This window comes from Pirellulaceae bacterium (assembly GCA_029243025.1).
In the GTDB taxonomy this organism is placed as follows: Bacteria; Planctomycetota; Planctomycetia; order Pirellulales; family Pirellulaceae.
Genome location: JAQWSU010000045.1, coordinates 923,117 through 944,052, shown reverse-complemented (window position 1 = coordinate 944,052; position 20,936 = coordinate 923,117). Strand labels below are relative to the sequence as shown.

General features: G+C 52.4%; 16 protein-coding genes. 6 read left to right on the top strand and 10 right to left on the bottom strand.

What is annotated here, in order from left to right:
* The first annotated feature begins 89 nt into the window (after positions 1-89).
* On the top strand, positions 90-1,007 hold the full coding sequence (locus P8N76_22420) for a diacylglycerol kinase family lipid kinase (protein MDG2384440.1): 918 nt from the start codon (positions 90-92) through the stop codon (positions 1,005-1,007).
* Between the two features lie 73 nt (positions 1,008-1,080).
* On the opposite strand, the gene P8N76_22415 is transcribed toward P8N76_22420, so the two are convergent.
* The 4 genes from P8N76_22415 to P8N76_22400 all read right to left on the bottom strand — a co-directional run bounded on the left by P8N76_22415 (position 1,081) and on the right by P8N76_22400 (position 5,582).
* The gene (locus tag P8N76_22415) at positions 1,081-2,340 is read right to left on the bottom strand and encodes a hypothetical protein (GenBank protein ID MDG2384439.1); all 1,260 of its coding nucleotides are present in this window, start codon (positions 2,338-2,340) and stop codon (positions 1,081-1,083) included.
* Between the two features lie 109 nt (positions 2,341-2,449).
* Entirely contained in the window at positions 2,450-2,800 is a 351-nt protein-coding gene (hspQ, locus tag P8N76_22410) for a heat shock protein HspQ (GenBank protein ID MDG2384438.1), read from the bottom strand.
* A 103-nt stretch (positions 2,801-2,903) separates the two neighbouring features.
* Complete coding sequence (locus P8N76_22405; GenBank protein MDG2384437.1) at positions 2,904-4,085, bottom strand: DTW domain-containing protein; 1,182 nt, start codon at positions 4,083-4,085, stop codon at positions 2,904-2,906.
* Positions 4,086-4,139: 54 nt separating this feature from the next.
* Positions 4,140-5,582 carry an amidohydrolase gene (locus tag P8N76_22400; protein ID MDG2384436.1) on the bottom strand — a complete coding sequence of 481 codons (1,443 nt, stop codon included), beginning with the start codon at positions 5,580-5,582 and terminating at the stop codon, positions 4,140-4,142.
* Between the two features lie 241 nt (positions 5,583-5,823).
* Between P8N76_22400 and P8N76_22395 the strand changes: the two genes are divergently transcribed.
* Positions 5,824-6,081, top strand: a complete 258-nt coding sequence (locus tag P8N76_22395) for a hypothetical protein (GenBank protein ID MDG2384435.1) — start codon at positions 5,824-5,826, stop codon at positions 6,079-6,081.
* 79 nt (positions 6,082-6,160) lie between these two features.
* On the opposite strand, the gene P8N76_22390 is transcribed toward P8N76_22395, so the two are convergent.
* Positions 6,161-6,391, bottom strand: a complete 231-nt coding sequence (locus P8N76_22390; GenBank protein ID MDG2384434.1) for a hypothetical protein — start codon at positions 6,389-6,391, stop codon at positions 6,161-6,163.
* Between the two features lie 357 nt (positions 6,392-6,748).
* Between P8N76_22390 and P8N76_22385 the strand changes: the two genes are divergently transcribed.
* The 4 genes from P8N76_22385 to P8N76_22370 all read left to right on the top strand — a co-directional run bounded on the left by P8N76_22385 (position 6,749) and on the right by P8N76_22370 (position 13,675).
* Positions 6,749-7,900, top strand: a complete 1,152-nt coding sequence (locus tag P8N76_22385; protein MDG2384433.1) for an acetylxylan esterase — start codon at positions 6,749-6,751, stop codon at positions 7,898-7,900.
* A 277-nt stretch (positions 7,901-8,177) separates the two neighbouring features.
* Positions 8,178-10,460 (top strand): DUF1588 domain-containing protein, encoded by a 2,283-nt coding sequence (locus tag P8N76_22380; GenBank protein MDG2384432.1) that lies wholly within the window; start codon positions 8,178-8,180, stop codon positions 10,458-10,460.
* Positions 10,461-10,542: 82 nt separating this feature from the next.
* Positions 10,543-11,937 (top strand): DUF1552 domain-containing protein, encoded by a 1,395-nt coding sequence (locus P8N76_22375; protein MDG2384431.1) that lies wholly within the window; start codon positions 10,543-10,545, stop codon positions 11,935-11,937.
* Between the two features lie 127 nt (positions 11,938-12,064).
* Positions 12,065-13,675: a hypothetical protein gene (locus P8N76_22370; GenBank protein MDG2384430.1), complete on the top strand. Its 1,611-nt coding sequence runs from the start codon at positions 12,065-12,067 to the stop codon at positions 13,673-13,675.
* A 340-nt stretch (positions 13,676-14,015) separates the two neighbouring features.
* Here the strand turns inward: P8N76_22370 and fae are convergent, their stop codons facing one another.
* From fae to P8N76_22345, 5 genes are all read right to left on the bottom strand, one after another.
* The gene (gene fae / locus P8N76_22365; protein MDG2384429.1) at positions 14,016-14,564 is read right to left on the bottom strand and encodes a formaldehyde-activating enzyme; all 549 of its coding nucleotides are present in this window, start codon (positions 14,562-14,564) and stop codon (positions 14,016-14,018) included.
* Positions 14,565-14,748: 184 nt separating this feature from the next.
* On the bottom strand, positions 14,749-17,229 hold the full coding sequence (locus P8N76_22360) for a heavy metal translocating P-type ATPase (GenBank protein MDG2384428.1): 2,481 nt from the start codon (positions 17,227-17,229) through the stop codon (positions 14,749-14,751).
* A 446-nt stretch (positions 17,230-17,675) separates the two neighbouring features.
* Complete coding sequence (locus P8N76_22355; GenBank protein ID MDG2384427.1) at positions 17,676-18,617, bottom strand: CHAD domain-containing protein; 942 nt, start codon at positions 18,615-18,617, stop codon at positions 17,676-17,678.
* 276 nt (positions 18,618-18,893) lie between these two features.
* Positions 18,894-19,793, bottom strand: coding sequence for an isochorismatase family protein (locus P8N76_22350; GenBank protein MDG2384426.1), 900 nt, complete (start codon positions 19,791-19,793; stop codon positions 18,894-18,896).
* Between the two features lie 154 nt (positions 19,794-19,947).
* Positions 19,948-20,808, bottom strand: coding sequence for an ATP-binding cassette domain-containing protein (locus tag P8N76_22345; GenBank protein MDG2384425.1), 861 nt, complete (start codon positions 20,806-20,808; stop codon positions 19,948-19,950).
* Positions 20,809-20,936: the final 128 nt, after the last annotated feature.

Here is a 20,936-nt window from a genome sequence, read left to right as displayed (position 1 = left end):
ACACGATTTGCGAGACACGGTGATTGCTCTACGCGCCGTCGGTTTTTTGACTTAACATCTCGGTGAAGATCCCAGCGGTAGGAGTTGACATGGCTCTCAAAAAATGTGTTGCAATCGTCAATCCACAAGGTGGATCTCGCCAAGGTCTATCGGTGTTGAATGAATTAGGCGAATTACTATCTAAGGCCGGTGTTTCGCTCGATTCGCAGCCAACACAGTATCCGGGACACGCGATCGAGCTTTGCCGTGACCTGAGTTTGGATGATTACGATTGTCTTTGCGTGATTGGTGGAGATGGGACGGTGCATGACGTTGTCGGTGGTTTGATGCTTCGACAGCAACGGCCGAAGTTGCCCATCTGTCTCGTACCTGCTGGGACGGGAAACACATTGCACCAAGATCTTAATTGTTCAACGGTTGCCAGTTCGGGAAAAGCAATCCTGACAGCACAATCTCGTTGGCTCGATGTGGTTGAAGTGAAATCAACCGATCGGACGACCTATTGCGTGAATATCGTTGGCTGGGGTGCGATCGCTACGATCAATCAGAAGGCTGAAAAGTTGCGGATGCTGGGAGGGCGTCGTTACGCGGTTGCGGCCCTGTTAGAGATCGCTTGGCCTCGGCCGAGGTACGCGAAAATTACCCTCGATAACGAGGTGATCGAGGGTGATTTTCAATTCGTGATTGCTTGTGTGACCAAGACGACTGGCAAGCAGATGTTGATGGCTCCAAATGCCCAGATTGATGATGGTCGAGTCGATGTTGTCATTCTTCGTAAGGCCACGCGAAGCCAAATGATAAAGTTTTTTCAACGCGTGTTTGATGGCTCGCATCTCCAGCTACCCTTCGTTGAATCTCGACAAGTGTGCAAGCTGCGGATTGAGGCCGCCGCAAGTCCGCTTAATCTGGATGGGGAAGTCGAGGGTGTGTCTCCATTTGACGCAGAGGTGATTCCCCAGGCATTGCGAGTTCTTTGGAACCCGGCCGATTCAGTGAGCATCGATTAGCTGACGAAATGCCTCGGTTAGAGGTGTTGCCGGTCGGGCTGGTTAGGCGTGAGTTGGGTTGATCGGTGTTTGATTAGTTGATCTTAAGTAGCTGTAATTGCCGCGTGCCGTCAGGCGTGAAAGCTGGAATCAAAATTTTAGATTGGTCCCGGTTCCAACGTGGTGCGGGATCGATGCGCAATTCACCCCGTTGGTAGGGGCCGCGTGAAAAAGGCTCTGAGGCCGCAAACGCTCCGTCAGATCGACGGTAAACGACATATTTATTTTGTTGACGATCCTTTGTCGAATATCCGCAAACGAACCAGTTGCCGTCGGCGGACAGCGACACATCGCCCCCAGGGCCCGGGATGATCTGGGGTGTTGCGATTTGGCCGATGATTTTGCTGGAGTGAACATCGTACCGAACCTGTTTTTTCCCTTTGGATCCGATCACGACTGTGCCTTGATCCCATTCAGGATGTCCGCCAATGTATTCGTGAGCACGTAGTTCGGTTCCGTCGGTGCGGATAGAACAGGGCACATTGATGGCCATTGTTGAGTCGCCCCGCCGTGCCCGCGCGTAAAAGTAGACCAGTTCCCCTGTGCGGTTGGCCAATGAATGGTTGATGTAGAAGTGGGCATCGTTGACATCAAGAGCTTGATCTTGCAGCAGATTGTGCAGTTGTTCAAAGGAAACAATCAGACGTTGTTTACCGGTCTCGATGTCCACTCGAAAGATGCCGTCATTGTCGGGTGCAGGCAGATTATTCGTATGATCAGCGGCTCCCGGATAGCCTGTCACGGGGCGTAACTTGGCCATTCTTCCATAGTTGATTGCCAGGAAGAAATCGCCGGTCGGTGAGACGCCTCCATTGGCGACCGAAATGTCTTCAAAGCGATATTCGCGGATGCGACGTTGCTGTTCAATGTCGTAGAGCACGGTAAACACTGTGTTGGAGTTGGGATCTCGATCGTTGAAGAAAAACTGCGTTTCTGGATGTTTAGGATGCCAATAGAACATCGTGCCTTGCTGGAAATTCCAGGCACGTGACTTTTCGATAGGGCTCACACGGTAGGCATTCTGTGTATCGATGAGAACGACATCTGCCGCTTCACCCGGATGAGGCATGCGATTATGAAAAGAGGTGCGCAAAGAAAGAATGTAACGTCCGCTCGCGTTCCAGGGTGTTGTCAAGCTTTGGCCAATGTAGCCAAAGAAGTGGTGGTCGGGGCCTTGAGTGATTTGTTGGGTTTCGAGTGAGAAATCGTCGGCGGACAACCCGCTGGCGGATGACAGTGTCAATAAGGTCGCCCATAGGAATCGAGTCGAAGCGAGATCAAGATTGAACATCATACGAATCAACCAGTTGGGGGTTTGAACAAAAGTAAACGAACAGTCGATTGTGGCGGTCCCCAATCGGGCGGTCAATCTCCAAGAAGAGACGTTGCCTGATGGGAGACTCCTATTGAGGCCAGGAGACCTCATTTCGGATGTAACGTCCGTCTTCAAATCCGCAGAAAAAGTGTTGTAAAAGTGGGTGATCGATCGGGAACTGGCTCGAGTCAACGGTCAGATTTTCGGCGGCGGCGTAGGTGCAAGTTGCAGTGCCGTCGACCAAGATATGGTACCAGCGTTGATTCCGATTTGGTTGCGTTTGGTTCTTGTGATACCAAGTTTGGTCGGCTTGGCAAGATTCGTCGAAATCGACGATGACGCCTCGGTATCCGTATCGGCGATGGCGGATAAGTTGCCCTGGTTCGAGGCTCGGTCGATCTTGATTGCTGTCGGAGTTGGGGCGATTGATTGCGATCATGATTGTTTTCCGCCAGCCGGCGTGGCGGATTGGGAAAAGGTTCGCATGCTAATTTGAAAATCCGATAAGTGCAAAGGGTGTTGGCCCCTCGATAAAATGATTTTTAGTTGTCAGGCAGGCCACAATCTGCTTGGGCCATTTCGCGAAGGTGGCGGACCAATGCGACAGCCTTGGCGAGTCGCTCGCCGGCGCGTCCGGCATGATGGATTGGGCCACTTACAATTCCTTCTGCATGTATGATTTCTTCCAACGTGCCGCGATGGTTGGTGAAATCGACCGATTTCAAAACGTGGCATCTGACAACCTTGCCACCGATATTTTTGAGTAATTGTACGCTGCTTTGGTGGTAAACGGCCAGCGTATCTTCGGGTTGCAAGAAATTCTCCCAGTGGCTGCGGAATTCTTCGGCGGTTACCGCGGATTTGAACTGCTCGGCCGTCAACTTAAGATGAGTGAGAAACGGGTCGCTGTTACTCTTGTCGGATTGAATCGCCGCCTCAAAGCGCTCACCGGATCCTATTCTTTCGGCGACCCAATAAACAGGCGGCCGTGGTCTGCGAGCTTGCCCTGGTTGTCCGGCCGATGATTCCCCGTACGCAACGACTACGTGGTCCAAGCTGTGCGAGATTGCCCGAGGGATATTGACATGATTGCGCCGCCGGTGTTGATTCACTCGCCAACTCGTCGCTACTTTTGGTACGGCCAGTTGCTGTTCGATCATCGTATTGAAAGCGGACACAAGTTGGTCGAGACCCTGCGTCTCGGGTTCTAAGACTTTGAGCGCCGCCACCGTGGCTTCGAGAGTCGAAAGCGACGTTGCATTCGGTTCGCGTCGAATGCGATAACGACCCGGCGAGTCGGGAGCCAACCGATAACAGGGTAATTCTGATAATCGTGGAATGTCTCGAACTAATGTTTTGGCCTGATGCCAAGTGCCATCGATGATTACTAGTTGGCGAGGCCGTTCTGACACGGCCACATCGGATAACACCGGTGCATCACGACCGGGGTACAAGAGACCAGCTTGGTCAAGAAACGGGAGTTGAGCGGTGGCGAGGTTCTCTGTTCGATCCACTAGTAATTGAGAATTTGCGAGTGCCTGTTTGACGATTCGAGCTGTGTTGAACGGGTGGAATCTTTCACGAGCATGTTGCAGAATCAAGATGGATGTGCGGTTGTTGATTCGCGGAATGGCATCGCAAAAACAGAGATTCTCTGGACGAAAACAGACGTAACAACGTCGGCGCGTGCTGCCGTCATCTGGATCGTCAACCGTTTCGCTCACGAGGTTCGTCCGTTCTGTTCTGAGCATGTCCTGAGGGACTCAGTCTTAAGCTCGTTAGGGTTGCGGAGGATCGCGATAAGTGAGCGGCGGCTTTTGACCCGGTCGCATGAGGGATTGGTATTTCTGGTTGCCGACGCGTGATCGGTGTTCTTCTTTGGCAGCCGCGAGAACCTCGGGTTGTAGGAACAGATCCCAGGCAGTTGCCGCCAAAACACGAGCTGCCAGGTTCATTCCTTTTCGGGCGATGGGCGTTGCCCCACACGCGACGGCTTGCCAGGAATGCGCCGGAGTGCCTGGCACCCAACAGGCCGTTGTAAATCCCGTGGTGGGTACGACCCAGGAAACATCGCCAACATCGGTTGATCCCATGCCGACCGTGCCGCTTTGGTCGACAACATCTTGGATCTCTTCCAGAGCTGGCTGTTGGCTGAGTGACTGTTGCAGACGAACTGCGAATTTCTCGTCTTCTTCGTTATACGCTAAATCATTCAGCTTTCTCAGATTTGCCATGCTGATCCGAGTCAACGCATTGTTTGGCAGGATCTCGCGAATGCCGCCCTGGTGATCGATTTCCAATTCTGTCTCTGTGGCGAGTGCACCGGCTTTTGCGCACAACTCGAGACGCTCATATAAAGGACCGACGACTTCTGCTCGAGGATGTCTTACGTAGTAGTAGACCTCCGAAAAATCAGGGACCACATTGGGAGCCGATCCGCCGGCGGTAATCACGTGGTGGATGCGAGACAAATCGGGTGTGTGTTCTCGCAGGAGCTGGGCCGCATGATTCGTTAATTCGACCGCATCCAAGGCCGATCGCCCTTGATCCGGGGCGCCGGCCGCATGAGCACTCTTGCCTCGAAAGCGGAACTTGACGGCAATGCGGGCTAGCGAACTGCGATCACCGGCCGTGTTCTTGCTGCTGGGGTGCCAATGGAGGACCGCATTGCAATCGTCGAACAGTCCCTGCTGGACCATGAAAACCTTGGCACCGCCTCCCTCCTCGGCCGGGCAGCCATAGAAGCGAACCGTCCCCTTTAAATCACCTGCCTGGATGCGGTCGGCAACGGCGATGGCGGCCGCAGCGGAGGCCACACCGAAGAGGTGATGTCCGCAACCGTGACCGTAGCTGGCTCCTTGACGCGGCTTACGCTGGGGTTCGGCGACTTGTGACAATCCGGGTAAGGCGTCGAATTCGCCCAAGATGCCAATGATCGGCTGACCCTTGCCGAATTCGGCCGTGAATGCCGTCGGAATCTGGGCGACACCCTGATCGATACGAAATCCGGCGGATTCTAACAGGGAAGCGAGAAGTTTGGCGGATTGTGTTTCCTGATAACCCGGTTCGGCCCACTCCCAGATCTGCAAGGCAGTGTCCCAAAGTTCCGCGTCACGGCTTTGAAGTGTATCGAACATCACGTGCTTCTGGGCGAAGGCACCCTTGATAGGCAGCAAGATCAACAGGCTTGCCAAGGCAAATCGGACTCGTTGGCTGGTCATCGAGAAAGCTCCTCAAACAGTGGGGATATACCCCCCATTGTACCGTGAAAAACGGCGGATTGACCTGCGGGTCGGCCCCGAGGTTACATCGATGTGGTTCACAGTCCGGATTCCGGTTAGGCTTATCGCATCGTCAATCAGGCTGGCCGTCTTTTCTGCATCTCGATCAGGTGCAATTAACAACGAAAAGCTGACCACTTTGTTCCCGTTTAAGATGATTCGTTTAGTTTGGAGTCCATCGATGCGTAAGTTGCTTGGAACTGTCGTTGTAATTGGCTTGGTCATCTTTGCAGTCGGCTACGGGCGCGGCTGGTTTACCGTTTCCGGTGAAGACCAGCAGGGAAATACCAATGTCGAAATGCATATTGATAAAGAAAAAGTCAAAGAAGATGCCCAACAAGTCGCTGAGAAAGCGGAAGAACTCGGCGAAGAAGTTGGCCATGTGATTCACGAAGGAGCCGCGAAAGCTGGTGCGTCCGGCGGCACGAGTCAGCCGTAACGCGCTCTGGGTTGATACGTTCGGGAAATCTCCGTCGAGTCGGTCGGGAAATGCTCGCCATGGGGCGCCGCCAATCCTCTTATTCGGCGGCGGCCGGTACCTCTTCTCCATTCCCACCCGGGGCAAGTGATTCATCCATTGTCACCACGTATCCTGCCATTGCGACCAGCATTATGCCCACCACGATCCACAGTCGCCAATCCTTGTGCGGTTCACGCTTCTTGGACTTCGCTTCTGTGTGTTTTCCTTTCTTGGTGTGCTTTTCTTGCTTATGGTGGCCGTGAGGCGTATCGTGAGAATGCTTATTCATCGTTCTGCCTTTGCATCATCAATTATTCATGGGGGAGATTGAGAAACCAATCAGACTGAATACCGTACCATGATTGTCGCGTTTAGGCATTCTCAGTCGCGGTCGCTCGCTGAATTTCTCACGGAAAAGATCGGCGCAGGAGCTTGCAATCTGTAGTTTTCTCGCAGGATGTACGAGCGGATCTTCATTTCCCGCGTCTGGGGTCCTATTTTGGGTCAGCGAAGCTCATTTGGGTATCCTGAGTCTAGATTCCTCTGTCGGGGGCTCTTACGTCTATGCCGGCTGTCATACTGAGAGGCGATCGGCGGATCGACCGGTAGGATCCGTTCTGTCGTATTCTTTCCCTGCACGAGCTGAATGATGATCTCGACGAAAACCTTGCTGCAAATTGGTCTGGCCGCCAGCGTACTGCGTTTGCTGGCGGTTGATTTACGAGCTGACGACTGGGTGCCTCCAAAGTCGCTTGATGAATTACCCGTACGCTTAGAATTACCCGATTTGTTTAAATTTCCAGAGGATCATCGGAAGATCACGGCTGAGAACTGGGAGCAGCGGAGGGCTCAGCTTGCGGCGATTGTGCAGCATTATCAATATGGTCAGATGCCACCTCGTCCTGACAGCATTACCGTTGAGCGCTTGAAGAAACGTCAGCTGGAGCAGGTGGAAGCGAGCGAAGAGCTGATGACATTGGTTATTGGTTCAAAGCATCAGCTACGAATGCGGATCGCTGTCTACGTACCGCAGCGATCCGGGCGATTGCCAGTGTTGATTCGAGAAGAAGCCGCCTTAGGCCATTTAGAGGAAGTTCCACGTTTAATGCGGCACGGCTGCTTATATGTTGAATATGCAAGAGATGATTTGGATCCGGATCAGCCGGATGTAGTGGGAGCTGCCCAGCAGGCCTATCCCAAATATGACTGGGCCACGATCGCCGTGTGGGCTTGGGCAGGTATGCGGGTTGTTGATTATTTAGAGTCGCGTGATGATGTCGATGAGCGGCGAATCGGAATCGTTGGCCATTCTCGTGGTGGAAAGGCTGCCTTGTTGGCGGGGGCTTTGGATCCACGTTTCACTCTCGTGGCTGCCAATGGATCAGGCGCAGGCGGCGCTGGAAGTTTTTGGGTTCAAGGTAAGGGGTGTGAGACCCTCGAACAGATTACGGATCCAAATCGATTCGCGTATTGGTTTCACCCCAGATTGCGCTGGTTTGTTGGGCAGGAAAATCGGTTGCCGTTTGATCAGCATTTTCTGAAGGCACTTGTGGCACCGCGAGCGCTGATTTGTACCGAAGCTCGGAATGATTATTGGGCCAATCCGAGAGGGACCCGAATGACGAGTCGAGCGGCTGCTGAGGCCTTTCGACTGTTAGGCGCTGAAGCAAAAAATGGTTTGCATTTTCGTGACGGTGACCATGACCTGTTGGCCGCCGACTGGAATGCCATTCTCGCCTTCGCAGATTGGCATTGGTGGGGAAAAGAGCCGGATGATCCAAGTTGTTTTCAGCCGTGATTTTTGGTCTGGCCCGCGATCGTAAAAGACCGAGTCGATCGATCTCGAAATCACATTACCGATCTCCCTGCGGTCTGGCAATTTCGTGATAAAGTGGATCGAGCTGAAGCGGGAAGCCAAATTGACCACGCGGTATCCAATGTTGGCATGGTTGTTCGGTCTTCGACGGATTCGATTCCAGAAACTGGCTGCTTTCTTCACGTCATTGCGTGTAAACTAACAAGGCAGGTCTCTGCCCTAGTGATCTGGTTGAGTTCCTCCTGATGAGTTCGTCTTTATGTTTTATCGCGTGTTTTTAGCGATCCTGTCCGTCTGTTCCTTGAGCTGGGCTGCGGAAGAGAGTGGATCGCAGCAGTCTGCTTTTGTCGCCCAGTCGTTCCTGGATGCGCACTGTGTCAGCTGCCATGATGGCGACTCGCCTGAGGCCGGTTTAAGCCTATCGCGCGCTTCCGGCGATTTTGAAAAACCGGCAACGGTCCAGTTGTGGCAACGGGTTCTGGAACAAATTGAACTGGGAGCGATGCCCCCTCGAAATGAGCCTCGTCCTGCTCGGGCGGATCAACGTGAACTCTCCCGATACATTGTCGAGCAATTGGCACGGGTGGGCCAGCGGTCCACGATTGGTTTTAAACGCAGGTCACCTACCTACGGGAATCGTCTGGATCACGAGCGATTGTTCGATGGTTCTGAAACCAGTCCGGCCTATTCCGCCGCGCGACTTTGGCGCCTGGGGCCGCAAGCTTACGACCAAGTTGTTGAAAAACTTGGGCCTGGTGTCAGGCATGCCACCGCGATTCATCAGCCGTTTATGCTAGACGAGACACGCGGGACGATTGCAGACTTTGCTGCACAGCAGTTTGCCGATGCGGCTACGTTGCAATTGCTGATGATGAATTGTGAAACGATAGCGAAGTATCAGACGACGGGTATCAAGCGGCGAGAGCAGGGTGAGCTTCACATTGAACGGCGCACACCGGTGGAGTTTCAGTCAATTGTCGACGCATCGGATCCCGTTGCTGTCGAGCAAATCCAAGCAGCCGTTCAATACGAGTTCAATCAACTGTTGGGCCGCTCCCCCACGAAGCAGGAGCAAACGGAATACGTTGATCTGTTTCGCAGATCGGCAGCCATTGCAGGCAACGTGGAAGCGCTGCAGACGACACTGATGGCAATGATGCTCCAGCCCGAAGCGATCTATCGTCTTGAGATCGGCTTCGGAGATCGCGAGGCGGATGGCCGACGAAAGCTGTCACCGTACGAACTTGCCTTCGCCATCGCCTATGCGCTTACGGATGACGGACCCGATCAAGTTCGGATTCCCGACGTCGCCGATCGTGCTGGTCAGGATCCAGATCATTCCCCTAACCTACTCGAGTTGGCCGAGGCAGGGAAATTGTCAACGTCCGATGACGTTGAACGCGTGGTCTTGGCTTTCTTGAATGCCAAGACGATGGCGGTCGCTGATTATCGTATGTTTCGAGACGATCATCGCATCGGCAATAAACGCGTATTGAGATTCTTTCGAGAGTTCTTTGGTTATCACCATGCCCCAAAAGTATTTAAAGACGCAAAGCGAATTGGTAATGATGACCAATTCCATACCGAGCGACTCGTCAATGACGCCGATCAATTTGTGATGCATATCTTTGATCAGGATCAGGATGTCTTGCGAGAATTGCTAACTTCCAACAAATATTTTGTTGCCTATCTGGGGTCGTTGGAAAAAATCGCCGAGGATCTCCACTACATTAAGACAAATGTGAATGATCAAGGTTTCGAATTCAATTCAGCCTATGTCCGTCGCGCTGAGCAGGCTGGTAGGCATCCAATCCCGATTGAAAGTGCGTCCGTTAGAAACTACGTGCAGTTCTATAATTTAGACCCTCTAAAATGGGACTATCCAACGCAACAACCGTTTCCGCTGCCGAAACGTCAGCGGGCAGGCATTTTGATGCATCCGGCGTGGTTAATTGCGTGGTCAGGAAATTTTGATAATGACCCCATTCGTCGAGGTAAGTGGATTCGTGAGCATTTGCTGGCAGATACCATTCCCGATGTGCCGATTACGGTAAATGCGGTCGTGCCCGAGGATCATCACCGTACCTTGCGCGATCGACTGGAGGTGACACGAGCAGATTCCTGTTGGAAATGCCATCAAAAGATGAATCCGTTGGGACTTGCCTTCGAAGGATTCGATGATTTTGGCCGTCATCGCGACCAGGAAATGTTGGGCGAAATGTTGACGATTTTCACAGACCGTCATCAGCAGGCGAAGTTTGCTGCGGCGGATCAAACCGGTGAGCTGATTGCCAGTGGTGATGCCGAAATTGACGGTCCGGTGGAATCGGCGCTGGAGCTTGTTGAGCGTCTTGCCAGTTCCCGACGTGTGCAACAATCATTTGTCCGACATGCGTTTCGCTTCTGGATGGGGCGGAACGAGACATTTGCTGATTCCCCAACGCTGATCGCCGCCGAAAAGGCGTATGCAGAAAATGGTGGCAGCATGAAGTCACTGATCGCATCGCTCCTGTCGTCTGATTCCTTTATCTACCGAAAGTAATCACTCGTCCGATCTGACCTGGAAACCGTGCCTTTTTTCGAAATCGTGATCAACTATGAATCTATCGCGAAGAGATGTTTTGATGCGAGCTAGTTTGTCTCCACTGCTCTGGCCATTTCTGGATCAGACACTCTTTGCAGCGGAGGCGAAACGCCCACCAAGATTTCTGTTTGTGGTGAAGTCGAGTGGGTTGACGCCCGCCGAACTTGTTCCGCAGGAATGGCGTGTTGCGAAGGTCACGAAAGGCGAAGAGCAAGGTTGGCCAGATAGGTTGCGGCCTTCCGACTCGCTGATTGATCTTTCCCTGCAGGACAAACGACTTTCCCCATCGTTAAGTTCGTTGGAGCCCTTAAAAGATCATCTGACAATTCTGCAGGGATTGTCGGGCAAAATGTGCCGTGGAGGTCATTCCGCCTGGTACGGAGCGATGGGCTGTTATTTGACGGGAGATGAGGGAAGCCCTGGCCGCCCCGTCTATCCGACGGTTGATGGTCGGTTGGCGAAAGCGTTGCCAGCGATCTTTCCACACGTTGGATTGACATTAGGCGGCAAAGTTCTTTCGGGGATCAAGGATTCTGTCGTCTATCCGGGGATTTCAGCAATCGACACGGATCGCCCCCTGCCCTATCAGGCCAGCCCCTCGATGGCTTATCAGAATCTTTTTGGGATTGCTGTGCGAGGCAAACAAGCACAGGCCAAACAAAAGCTCAAGACGATGTTACTTGATCACATGGTCGGAGATGTTCGTCGCTTGCAACGCGATATTGGGAGTGCTGATCAGGAAAAACTTGATCACTACTTGGCTGCCTTCGAAGGTTTGCGGGATCGTCGTCGGGAGTTAAAAGGACTGGAGGCGACAATTCGTAAGCATGCCCCAACGGTGACTGACAAGTATGTCTCGGATATCGAAACCGATCGCATCGAAGCACATTTCGATATCGCTGCCGCGACTTTGATCTCAGGACTTTCGAATGTGGTGACGGTACGGGCTGATACACTAGATGTGACTTACCGGGGATTGGGCATTTCGAAGCACGTCCATGGCATCGGGCATGCTGAATCTGTCGATGGCATGACGCCGGTGGATGCTCGCAATCGGATTCGAAAATTTCATGTCGACCAGATTGCTCGAGTTGCAGGCAAATTGGCGGCTGTTCCCGAGGCGGATGGCTCAATGCTCGATAACACACTGATTGTCTATTTCAGTGATGCGGCGGAGAAACATCACGGTAGCTGTATCGAGTGGCCGTTTGTGCTGGTCGGCGGTCTACGTGGGAAATTGCAGGTGCCCCGCGGTGGCCGCTATTTGCAATTTCCTGAATATGGGCAGTCAGGTCACCGAACGATCGCCAGCCTTTATCTTTCATTGATGCACGCCGTCGGACAAGCCCAGGATGAATTTGGGAATCGAGATCTAAATTTAAGCAAAGATAGCCAAGTCGGTCCGCTGTCGGAGTTGTTGTTGTCGTCTGTTTAACGGTAATATGAAATTGCCTGGTTTGACCGTGCTTTGCCGCTCACACTTATCCTTCTCAACCTTGTTATGCAGTTCTTTTCGATCTTATGGTTCAGGAAAGATTTTGCACATCACGCGAGCTCCAATCATGATGTCACGTGTCCGGAAAATTTCAAATCTCAGTCGATTGACTGCTGTGATAATCCTACTGTGTCAGGCTCTCGGTGGCGTTGCGGATGAAGTTACTGATTGCGTTCTCATACAACCGATTGTTGTCCGCGGTGATGACGGAACCGCTCCTGCACATTTTCGGATTGCGGATGCACTCATCGATCAAGTCTATCGGTCAGCCGATTTGACCTTCCATTTTCTGGAGCCTCGTTATTACGACAGTGAGGAGGCCCGTAATGGTGAGATTAATCTCGATCAAATTGTTGAGCGCACCGAAAAGTCGGGTGTGCTCAAGCGAGTTGGAGAGCAGATTAACATGCTGTTCGTCAATAAGGTTGATGGAAAATCAGGTCCACTTGGACGTGCTCAGACGCCGGGGTCGATCGTTTTTATCGCGCTGACCGAGAAAGAAAGGGAGCTAGGAGAAGATGCTTTTGTGGTTGCTCATGAATCAGGGCACAATCTCGGTTTGCAACACGCGGTGGATGACGACAAGGTTCCCAATGACGTTCCCAACTTGATGGGGGATGGACCTTTTTTGGAACGCTTGGGGCCCAGAGGATTGACGGAATACCAGATTAAAATCATACGTGAAAATCCGCTGGTGCAGCCACGGATTGATTTTCTCGAAGGAGATCGTGCCAAGCAGGCGGTCTTGGATGAATCCTACGAGTCGTACTTTGGACGCTTGCATCGTCGCGAAATTGCCACCTTGACGGGTGAAGCGCTCGAGTCAGGCACTCTCGAAGAGGATCGTGAAACGGCAAGAAATCGATTTCGTGATGCAATTCGATCATTCAGTGAGCGGGAAAAGGAAAGTATCACCTGGGTGGTGAAAGAATTAGAAGAACGACTGGAAATCAAGTTTCCCCTGCTATGGCAACAGCCCTGGAAATTTATCAAGGTCCGATCGGGGCTCTGTGGTAACTTCTCGCATACTCGTGGCCCTTGCATCATTTTTAGCCAGTCAACGGTCGATCGGATTGTTGCTGCACGCAATTCGGGCTCAACGGAACAAGCGTTACTCGATGTGGGCACACTTTTTCTGCACGAACAGTTGCACGTTCTGCAACGGCTTTATCCTCGCAAGTTTGCCAAGTTGTATCGCGAAACTTTTGGACTGATGGAAGCGGAGGTGGTTCCTCATCCGTGGATCGAAGAACGCCTGATGACAAATCCAGATGCGAGTGGATCGACTTGGCTAATTCGCGACTCAGATGCACCCGATGTACCCGCTGCGACCTGTTATTGGCCGTTGACGATTTTGAAAGGGGATGAGGAAGTGCCTGTGATGGGGCGAGATTTCCGCAGCATTGCCGTCGAAGTCGAAGATGACGGATCCGGACGATTTTCGGTGGTTTGCACTCCCCAAGGAATACCGAAGTTTCGTGATCTCGAAAGCTTGCAAAATCACGCCCGTCGCTTTCCAACCGTACGAGGTTTAGAGCATCCGAATGAGATTGCCGCCTACATGTTTGCTGATAAGTTGCGAGCAGATTTGAGCGCTGATCAAGATGTTTCCGTGACAAAACAGCAACGTCAAATGGTCTTGGATTTTCAACATTGGTGCGAACAGCAGTTACGTTGATTTCGATCTTTTGACCCTTCATGGCAAGTCGGAGGGCAACGCATTCCGTGGTATCAAGGGATGCGTTGCCAAGCGAGAACGTCTTGGGTTCGAGTCTCTCTCGCAGCGAGGATTTGACGTCCTGCGTCTGCTTGGCACGGAAATTAGTCTGCAAGAGTGTGCTGCCGAAATGAAAGTCAGCACCAGCACGGTTTTCATTTGTCGGTCCAGAATCCTCGAAAAGCTTAATCTCTTCAGTACCGCAGAACGGATTCGTTTTGCTCTCGAAAATAAAATTTCCGGTTAAGATTACCGATACCGAATGACGCATCGCGTGCCATTCGGTCGTCTCCAAGGCTGCCTAGAGGGTCCCATCCAGACCTTTTTGGTAGTACTTGTGCGTGATTTCTTCCTGATGCTCCAACAGCCAATCAATCGAAGGTTCGTTGCACATCGCTTTGTGAATCGCCTGTGCCGTTGCCTTACGGTGGATCTCAAACAAGGCCTTGTGATCGAGATCTTTGTCCGTAGCTGCTCCCGGGTTGAGCCAGACCGAGCAAACGATGCCAAGGTCATTTGCCTTTTCCTTCGGAATATCACCGGCTCGCACAGCGTCGAGAACGCCGTTGGCAATGGCTGCTTGCACGGTTCCCATCAAAATATTCGTGTAGGCAGTACTCTTGACCGTGACCTTACTGACCATCAAAGTCACCGGTCGAACCTGGATATCTGTGTTCAGGATGGCAAAGACTTTGGAGTGTCCTGCAGATTGGTCGCCGGTTAGTGTTGCGATAGCTGTACCCACAGGTCCGTCAAGTTCTCCGATGACGACTTCGGGTTCGGCTGCCGTAAACGGAGGTCCTCCGCCAACCAGGCTTTCACCCGTTCGCATCACAATACGGTCGCTCATGATTCTTCGTCCTCATTCTTAGATTAAAAGCAAGTTTGAAAGCGGTATTCTACTGACTTCGCCGGCGCATGCTACGTGAGGTCCGTGCTTTGTGTCTTGGTATTCGGGACAAGCCGGCCGGAAGTCGCTTCAACCTACAAAATCAAGCCAACATTGGTTCACCCATCTCCCATGCAGCTGTCACTCAGCGTGACAGATTTGTGTGACGCAAACGAAGTGCGTTGACGATCACGGACACAGAGCTACAGCTCATGGCGGCCGCAGCCAACATGGGGCTAAGCAACAGCTTTGATCCAAATAGGGGTACCAAGATGCCCGCCGCGATGGGCACGCCTACCGCATTGTAAAACAGGGCGAAAAATAAGTTTTGGCGAATGTTTCGCATCGTGACTCGACTCAGATGAATCGCGCGAATAATCCCTGTCAAATCGCCTTTGACCAAAGTTACATCGGCACTCGTAATTGCGACATCGGTCCCGGTACCCATGGCGATACCTACGTTCGCTTCGGCGAGGGCGGGCGCGTCGTTAATACCGTCTCCTGCCATGGCGACGATCTGTCCCGATTGCTTCATCGTGACCACTTGTTGGTGCTTGCCTGCTGGATCCACATTGGCAACGACTTTGTCGATGTGGGTCTGCTGGGCGACCGCTTCTGCAGTTTTTTCGTTGTCGCCGGTTAGCATTACGACTTGAATTCCCAATTGATGCAACTCTTTGATCGCGGCAGCTGAACTTGTCTTGACAGGGTCCGCTACCACAATCATGCCCGCCAAATTATTTTCGATTGCCACGAGTACCACACCCTGGCCCTGTTGTTGCCGTAATTCGGCAGCGGGCTGAAGTTCCGACAAATTTTGGATTTCATTGCTTGTCATCAAGCTTGGGTTTCCAATTAGCACACGCTGCTGATTGACGAGACCCGTCACGCCCTGTCCGGTGTGTGATTGGAAATTTTGCACTTCCGGCAGTTGCTCCGCTATCGATCGTGCATGATCAACGATGGCCTGTCCAAGGGGATGTTCGCTGTTCTGTTCCACCGCCGCTACTGTCAGCAAAAGTTGCTGCTGGGCAGCAAGATCTTCTGGGTCGCTCCCCAAAACAGTGATTTGGGTGACTTGCGGCTTGCCTTCGGTCAAAGTACCTGTCTTATCGACCAACAGCGTATTGATTGTTTCAAGTGTTTCCAGGACCGAGGCTTCTTTGATCAAGACGCCTTCTTGGGCGCCACGACCGATACCGACCATGATGGACATCGGCGTTGCAAGCCCCAACGCACAGGGGCAAGCAATGATCAGGACGGCCACTGCGTTGACAAATGCGTAAGCATATTTGGGCTCCCATGGCGACCAAATCGCCCAAGCGACAAAGGCGGTTACGGCCACCAGAATTACAATGGGGACAAACCAGCCAGCGACTCGATCGGCAATCCGCTGAATTGGCGCCCGGCTGCGCTGTGCCGAGGACACCATCTCGATGATTTGTGACAACATGGTGTCGTTGCCGACACGTTTTGCCACCATTTGAAATGATCCCGTCTGATTGACTGTGCCACCGGTGACCGAATCTCCGCTCTTTTTTTCGATAGCGAGAGGTTCGCCCGTGACCATCGATTCGTCAATGGTACTCTGCCCATCGATGATTTCGCCATCAACGGGAATTTTGTCACCCGGTACAATTTTCAAACGGTCTCCAACGGCGACCTGGTCCAAAGGGATCGTTTGTTCCATACCGTTTTGGATGCGCGTGGCCTCGGGCGGTGCGAGGTCAAGCAAGGCACGAATTGCGCCTCCCGTGCGACGTCTCGCTCGCAGTTCCAGGACTTGTCCCAATAAAACGAGTGCCACGATCATTGCTGCAGCCTCAAAGTAAACGGCCACTTGGCCATGTTCTTTGAATTCAGCGGGGATCATGCCAGGAAACACCAAGGCGATGGCGCTGTAAATGTAAGCGGCTCCCACTCCTAATGCGATCAGCGTGAACATGTTCAGGTTCATTGTTTGAAATGACCGCCAAGCTCTCGCGAAGAACGGCCAACCAGCCCAAAATACGACTGGCGTGCAAAGCAATAACTGTATCCAACGTGAGACGACTGGACCGCCAACCCACTGGTCGATTGAGGCCCCGACCATGGGCAACATAGCGAGTAGCACGATGGGAAGACCAAGTCCCACCGCAATCCAAAACCGTCGGGTCATGGATTGCAATTCGCCGCCATCCTCTGAGTCCGGTGTTACCGTTTTTGCTTCCAGTTCCATGCCGCATTTGGGACACGTTCCGGGTTTGTCTTGTTCGATTTCCGGATGCATTGGGCAGGTGTACACGGTGACCGACGCAAGCGGAGTCGTTGACTCGAGTGCCATTCCACACTTGGGGCAGTCCGCTGGATGTTCGCTCGTCACACCCTCGCACATCGGACAAAAATAGGTACCTGGCTTCGCATCGGCGGGTGGTTGCTGAGTGGGGGCACCGCCGCCACAACAGCTCGCCAGAGGCAAGGATGACTGGACGGCCGAATCCGTCGCTGCCTCAATCACTTCATCGGGCGCAGCAAGGAACTTCTCTTGACAGCCAGCTGAGCAGAAATAAAAGGTCTCACCCTTATGCTCGGCTCGATGTTGACTCGAATCGTTAACTTCCATTCCGCAAATCGGGTCGATCGGCATGACTTCAAACTTTCGTTTGGGTGCGGGAGATTCGCCTATCAATGTGTTTGTCTGAGAGCGGCCTGTCAATGTGCGTGTCCAGCTCTTTGTGAGAATCGTTTGCAACTTGTTCGATTTCCACTGCTGCGAACTTCGTGGCGGACCTGAGATTTTTTCCTCGAGAATATCACGAATGAAAGACTTTCGGCTCTCCTATGGCGATCAATCACCTAATTGCGCTACCATCGAACCCCGTCAAGCGGGCGGTTGGATCGATGGCGAAGCGCTGCGACGGGTGACTCAATCTCGGTCGCTTTGGGCTTCTTTCGCGTGCCAGGGTAGGCATTCATTTTGAAGGTTGCTCAGCTTGGCCGATAAGGAAAGCGGATTTGTATTCATCGCGAGCAATCAATGGGGTTCGGCTGCTTGGACAATTGTTCACCGGAGCGGGGCTCTGAAATGGCGGATCAAGGGTTTCGTTCTTTGGGAGCACTTTCGCGGCACAACGCCTGCTCAAACTGAGCGCTAAGTTTTGTGACGGTGGATGGCGTCCACCAGTCGAAAAATGTTTGACAGGCTACCTTGAATTCAAGCTGCTCTTTGTGGCTGAGTCTCGCGAGTTCACGGATCGTTGGTTTGTGATTGGATTGCACCAACCAGTTATCAAACAATTCTTTGGCGGTGGCGTGATCATTGATTTCTCCCAAGATCGTCTGAATGGTTGAAAAAGTTGGATACAAATCATTGCGAACGAAGGGTGGTAGTCCGGCAGCGAGCAATTCAATACTGTAGCGAAGTCGTTTGCCAGCAATTCGTAGTTCGTGCAGATTCACGGCGAGATGAAGATCTGCTTGTCCTAAGTCAAAGAAATCTTGAACGAGGGGTCTTAGTGTGGTGACTGCTAACTGATTAAAGCTGGGTTCTTCACCATCCCCTCGCCAATGAATGCGATTTTGGAGTGCAGAACACTCTTGCGAAAAAGCTTTTTTCTTGAGGCGTTTTGCTGCGCATTCGATCGGGTACTGAGCACGTTGACGATTTTCTTGTAGGTTAAAACCGATGTTGGTTAGTGCATCGCTTTGAGAATCCTCGATCTCTTTCCGTAATCGGGCACAAAGAACATCCAAATCTCGGGCGTCACCAGCCACTCGTCTGATTTGTTTCAGCCGTTTTTTGATCGATCGACAGCGTCGGCGAGGCAGCACCTCTGTGAATAAATCTAGAATTGAGTCGGCGCGACGCGTAGCAACACGCAGCTCACGAACCGTTTTGACCGGTTGCTGTTTTTGACGAGCGGCCCGTGGCAACGTGGCTGCAACCGTTCTTAACCGTAGCGGAATTGTGTCCATCGCAACCAGCGAAATGGGTGCGTCGGGTGCGACATTCTCAATCCACTTGCCAGATGCCATCGGTTGTTTCCCACTCAACCATCGATTCGTATTATTCGAAGCGTTGGCCAAGGCACGAGTTGACCGCGATTTCTACTTGTCGAGACGAGGCGGAGACATTGACTCAACAAGAGAGGTTAATCAGCGTTGAGGCAGATGTCATCTACGGATCGACATGTTTGTGAAGATTCGGGAAGAAAGGCTGATTTGCGCTGGATTTGTGAACGTTTCCAGCAGTATTTCAGCGCCTGGTCGTGGCGGGTTGTGATCGATTCGGACGAAGAAAACTTCCCGTTGTCAGGGGCGTTTGTCGGCGGCGAACCGATGTGGACTTCCGTTAACGAGCTGATCGCTTGTGAACGATGGGCACCAAAATCGCTCGACGTGCTCGACGACCAAATCGTGTCCGGAAAAATGATCGACAAATGGTCGCTTTCGATGGTTGTACATGCTGTCGGTCAAGTCGCGAACGAGTGCGACGTTTTTACCGAGTTTGGTGGCTTGGCGGATTCCGAATGGTCGGCCAAGGACGCACATGTTCAAGTGGACACCCATGATCATGATGTTGTCGATGTCGTGTTGTTGGAGGACATTAAAGAATTCTTGGCCATGATCGGTAATGAAATCTTGCTTGGCGATTTGCAGTTTGTTGATTTGTCGAGTCCATGCTTCCCGGATTTCACATTTTTTGTCGCAGTCACAGCCCATATCCGAGTCGTCAATGGGCAAGTCGGTTTCTCGATTTGGATCGGGCCAGCACCAGCAGGTGCCCCAACGTTCGGAGGTGGAAAGTGAAATGGGTGATTTGGCAAACGGTGCTTTTTGAGCGCGGACTCGTTGTGGAGTGCCTTGGTAATAGTCGACAACACTGCTTGGCGCGTGAATGATGATGGCGCCTTTTGCTCGCATTGCAGCAATCAGGTTATTGATTGGCTCCGTCAACTCAACGACCCGGCTTGCAGCACCCGCACACCAATGGTCATCCCACATGTCGCAGATTACGACCGCGGTCTTTTGGGGATCCCATTGGACTTCTCGGTGTTGCGCATCATTCTTATTTGATCCGGTTGCCGAGCGACTGCGCAGGGTGAGGTTGAGCATTTCACGATCGTTGGCGTTGGTTTGCGGCGTGTTGTAAAGCAAGACGATAAGTCCCAGGAGCATGGGAAGCCAACGTGAGTTGGGTCGTGATACCATGATCATTATCCTTACTGTGTTTGGATGCCGGGCCAAAGTAGCCACCGATCTGATGATGCCCGTGAGATCTTATTGTAGACCAAAAAAACGCGTCGATTGCAAACGCGAGCGGACGAAGAATCGATGACGATCCATTGGTTGACTAAAAAGGCGATTATTCCTGCGCCAAATGTTGCCAAGTCTGTGAAGCGACTGACCAGTGCCAACGCCCATTGCGGCGGTGGACTTCGACATCGCAGCCGAATGCTGTCGACAAGTGTTCCGGTGTGAGTACCTCGGAAGGGGAGCCGTTGGCAACTGTCTTGCCTTGGCTGAGCAACAGGACGTGGTCGGTATTCGGTAAAAGGTCTTCCAGATGATGGGTCACGATGACGATTGACAAATCAGGGCGTTGCAAGGCGATACGATCGAGTGTGGCCAGTAACGTTTCGCGTCCCAGTAGATCCAGGTCGGCGGTCGGTTCGTCTAGAATGAGCAATTCCGGTTCATGGACCAAGGCTCTTGCCAGCCAAAGTCGACTACGCTGACCGGAGGAAAGGGTCATTACGTCCTGTTGCAAATGGTTGGCTAAGCCGACTTCGGCCAGTAAATCTGCAGCCGTCGCAAGTTGTTGTTGCGTTGGTTGCTCGAACAGGGTGGTGAGATGTCCAAAGAATCCAGTTGCTGCCAAACGTTGGGTCGTCACGTCCTCATCCAGAAGGCGAACTAGCGTCGGATCGACGATGCCCATGCGGCGTCTCAGCTGATGAACGAGCGTGTCTCCCAGTGTTTCGCCCAAGATAGTCGCTCGTCCCGACGTCAAATGGCCATAAGCGGTAATCGCTTTGAGCAGCGTTGATTTGCCGCAGCCATTGGGGCCGATGATTGTGGCGCGAGTACCACGAGCCACTTGCCAGCTGACATCTTGTAGAATCTTTCGATTCGGTACGTCGACACAAACGTTCTCTAAATCAATTGCAAGTCGATCAGACAAAAGGTTTTCTCCCAGGGGTTGTCCGAGTATATCGCGCCGCATGATAACTTGTCGTGACCCCCTTGTTGACTGGCTTTGCTGGATCATTGCGGATGGTACGACTGTTGTTTCTTACTCGTCGATATTGCGCTGATTGTGGTAGACTTGTGGAAAGGTTCGATGGGAGATGG